The sequence below is a fragment of the Janthinobacterium violaceinigrum genome, from assembly GCF_009208555.1.
In the GTDB taxonomy this organism is placed as follows: domain Bacteria; phylum Pseudomonadota; class Gammaproteobacteria; order Burkholderiales; family Burkholderiaceae_D; genus Janthinobacterium; species Janthinobacterium violaceinigrum.
On record NZ_WFLI01000080.1, the window covers coordinates 1 to 3,255 of the forward strand.

The window sequence follows — 3,255 nt, forward strand, 5'->3', positions numbered from 1 at the left end:
GCAGGGCGCGGCCGTCGACGCCTTCGCCGCGCCAGGCGCCGTCGGCGCCGCGCGACTGCAGCAAGCCCCAGCCCGTGCTGGCGCTGTAGACGGCGAACGGCAGCTCGCCCGGCATCGGTTCGTGCAGCAGGCGCGCCGCGCCTTCCAGCCCGGCCGCCTGCCAGATGGTGGTCAGGACCAGGGCGGGGCTGCCGTTGTCGTCGACGTCGTCGAGCTGGCGCTGCAGGTCGGCCAGGCGCGCGGCGGGCACGTGCTGGCCCGTCAGGCGGGAAGCCCGTTCGATCAGTGTCAGCAAGCCATGTTTGATGGAGGTATCCACGCTGTCTCCTGTTTGTATCATGTCGGTGTCAATCCGGGCGCGCCAGGCTTGCCGGCGCCGTGCGCCCGGCCAGGGTGCCCGTCTGCGCGGCCAGGCGCAGGCTGGCGGCAATCGCCTGCGCGCGCGTGTCTTCCAGCGCGAACTGCGCCTGGGTCGCTTCGCGCACGGCGTTGAGCACATCGTTCCAGCTCTTGCGGCCGATCACATACTGGCGCGCATACGATTCGAAGACCTGCGTCGAGGTGGTGCTGGCCTCGCCCGCGTTGCCCAGGCGCTGGCGGCTCGCTTCCGCTTCGTTCCAGTCCAGCGTGAAGCGCTCGCGCACGTCGCGTTCGGCCGCATCGCGCGCGGCGCGCGCGCCTTCGCGCTTGGCCACGGCCGCATCCACGCCGGCCTTGGCCGACAGGCCGGCGCCCGGCTGCGCCTGCAGCACCAGCATGGCACGCGTGCGGTTGTCGGCATTGATGCCGCCCGTGGGTTTTTCCATGCGCAGCACCACCTTCGGCATGTAGGCCGAACGCTGCAGGGTGATGTCGGAATCGGCTGCCTGCGCCTCGAATTCGAGGCGGTGCAGGGTGGGCGAGTAGTCGACGGCCTGGCGCATGACCCTTTCCAGGCTGGCGTCGGGCAGCGGTTCGCCCACGCCGATGCCCGTGCTCGTCACCAGGCGCACGGGCTTGCCGGCCAGCTGCGACAGCTGCGCCAGCGCGTTCTCCAGCGCCTGGCGCGCATTCGACACGTCGTTGGCCGCCTGGTAGGTGCGCGATTCGGCCAGGCGCTGGTCCGTTTGCGAACTGACCGACTGCACCACGCGGCGCTTGATCATGTCCAGCAGGCGCTGGTGTTCGGCCAGGCCTTCCTCGGCCGAGCGCACGCGCGCCGCCTGGCGCAGCGCTTCCGTGTAGGCGGAGATCACGCGCAGGGACAGGGTCAGGCGTTCTTCCTCGATGGCCGCGCCGGCCGCGTCGACCCGGCTGCCGGCCGCATCGATGCCGGCGTCGATGCGCCCGCCGCTCCACAGCGGCTGCTCGATGCGCACCACGCCGCCCGTTTCCTGTGAACCGGTGGGTATTTCGGCCGACAGGCTGGGAAAGCGCTGCCACTGCGCGCCATCGAGGTCGGCCCGCGCGGCTGCCTGTGCCGAGCGCTTGCCGGCGATGGTCGGGTGGCTTTGCAGCGCCTGCTGCAAGACCTGGTCGAAGCTCCAGGCCGTGGCGCCCTGGGCGCCGGCGAAAGGGGTGACGCTGGCCATGGCGACGGCTGCCAGTACAGCCGCGATGCAGGGCAGGATGCCGGGCCAGGGGCGCCGGCGGCAGGGTAGTGCTGGCAAACTGCGTAATCTCATCCCGTGTTTTTCCGGCCTTGCGGCCTGCAGGGTTGCAACGAGGATCACCAGGACCGCAGGAGCGCGGCGCGACTGCGTGCGCGCCCCTGCGGCCGTTGTGGCTACGTTTCCATGGCCATGGCCTCAGACATGGAAGTTCGCCGCCGTCAGCTGCGTGATGTTCACGCCGCTCAGCAGCACCAGCGCCGTGTCGATGGCATGAGCATTGCTCAGGTCGCTCGAGTGGTACACCGTCACGGCGCCGTTGTTCTGCGCATCGGCGATGACGATGTAGCCCTGTCCCGACAGGACGCTGTTGTCGGCCGCGATGGCGCTGGCTGCCGCGCCGATCGACACGGACGTGCCATCGAAAATGAACAGGTTGTCGTTGCCAAAGTCCGTGCTCAGGTTGACGCCCACCGCCACCGATGCCGTCAGGTGGGCGATGGCGGACATGTCGATCACGTCGCCGCCGGCGGCAGGCAGGCCCGTGCTGAAGTCGGCCACCGTCAGCGGGCTGTGCAGCGCATTCTGGCTCAGCACGAACAACTGGCTCGCATCCGTCAGGTCGGCGTGGGCCTGGGCTGCTGCTGCCGCTGCGGCGGCGGCATTGGCCGCCACCGTCAGCGAGCCTGCATCCGTCAGGTCCGCCTGCGCCTGCGCCTGCAGGGCGGCGGCCGCTGCCGCATCGGCAGCCAGGTGCAGGGCGTTGGCGTCCGTCAGGTCGGCCGTGTGCGCGGCTGCAGCCGCCGCTGCCGCTGCCGCATCGGCGGCCTGGGTGAGCGCCACGGCATCCGTCTGGTCGGCGATCGCCTGCACGGCGGCGGCGTGGGCGGCATCCGCAGCCGATATCACGCCCAGGGCGTTGGCATCGGTCTGCGCGGCGATGGCATTGGCCTGGACCAGGGCCGCGTCGGCTGCCTGCGCGTTGGCGTTGGCCTGGGCCGCTGCCGCATCGTCCGCGTAGGCTGCGTTGGCATTGGCATGCGCCTGGGCCGCTGCTGCCGCTGCGTTGGCGGCGGCGGCATCGTCGGCTTGCGCGGCCTGGAAGGCCAGCAGGGAAGCGGCGGCCTGCGCCTGTGCCAGCGGCGCTGCCGCATCGGCGGCATGGGCTGCCAGCGCGGCGGCCGCCGCATTGTTCGCGTTGACGGTAGCCGCTGCCGCTGCCGCATCGTCGGCCTGTGCCTGCTGCGTGATGGCCAGAGAAGCGGCGGCCTGGGCTGCCGCGGCGGCTGCGGCATTATCGTCGTTCTGCGCTGCGGTGGCGGCGGCCAGGGCGCTGGCTGCCGTTGCCGCCGTGCTGACGGCCAGTGCGTCGGCGGCGATGGCTGCCGTGTGGGCGGCGGCGGCGGCTGCGGCGTTTGCCGCGGCCTGGTTGGCGGCCGTGTCGTCGGCTTGTGCTGCCTGTGCGGCGAGCAGTGATGCTGCCGCTGCTGCGGCGCTGGCGGAGGCCGTGGCATCGGCCGCTGCCGCCGCCGTGGCAGCCGCTTGCGCCAGCGCTGCCGTTGCCGCTGCATCCGCTGCGGCCTGATCGTCGGCGACGGCGGCGTTGTGCGCTGCCTGGGCGTTGGCGGCGTTGGCCGCGGCCAGCGCTGCCGCAGCGTCATCGGCC

The 3,255-nt window shown here is 71.9% G+C and carries 2 protein-coding genes and 1 pseudogene; all 3 read right to left on the bottom strand.

The genetic code is table 11. The annotated features are described in order from the left end of the window. Positions 1 to 319 (bottom strand): hypothetical protein (locus GCN75_RS28655; protein WP_152285367.1); only part of this gene is annotated, 319 nt, incomplete at its 3' end. Positions 320 to 347: 28 nt separating this feature from the next. Continuing rightward, positions 348 to 1,664, bottom strand: coding sequence for a TolC family protein (locus GCN75_RS28660; protein WP_152285368.1), 1,317 nt, complete (start codon positions 1,662 to 1,664; stop codon positions 348 to 350). A 123-nt stretch (positions 1,665 to 1,787) separates the two neighbouring features. After that, positions 1,788 to 3,255 (bottom strand): annotated as a pseudogene (locus GCN75_RS29425) (hypothetical protein); the annotation flags it as partial.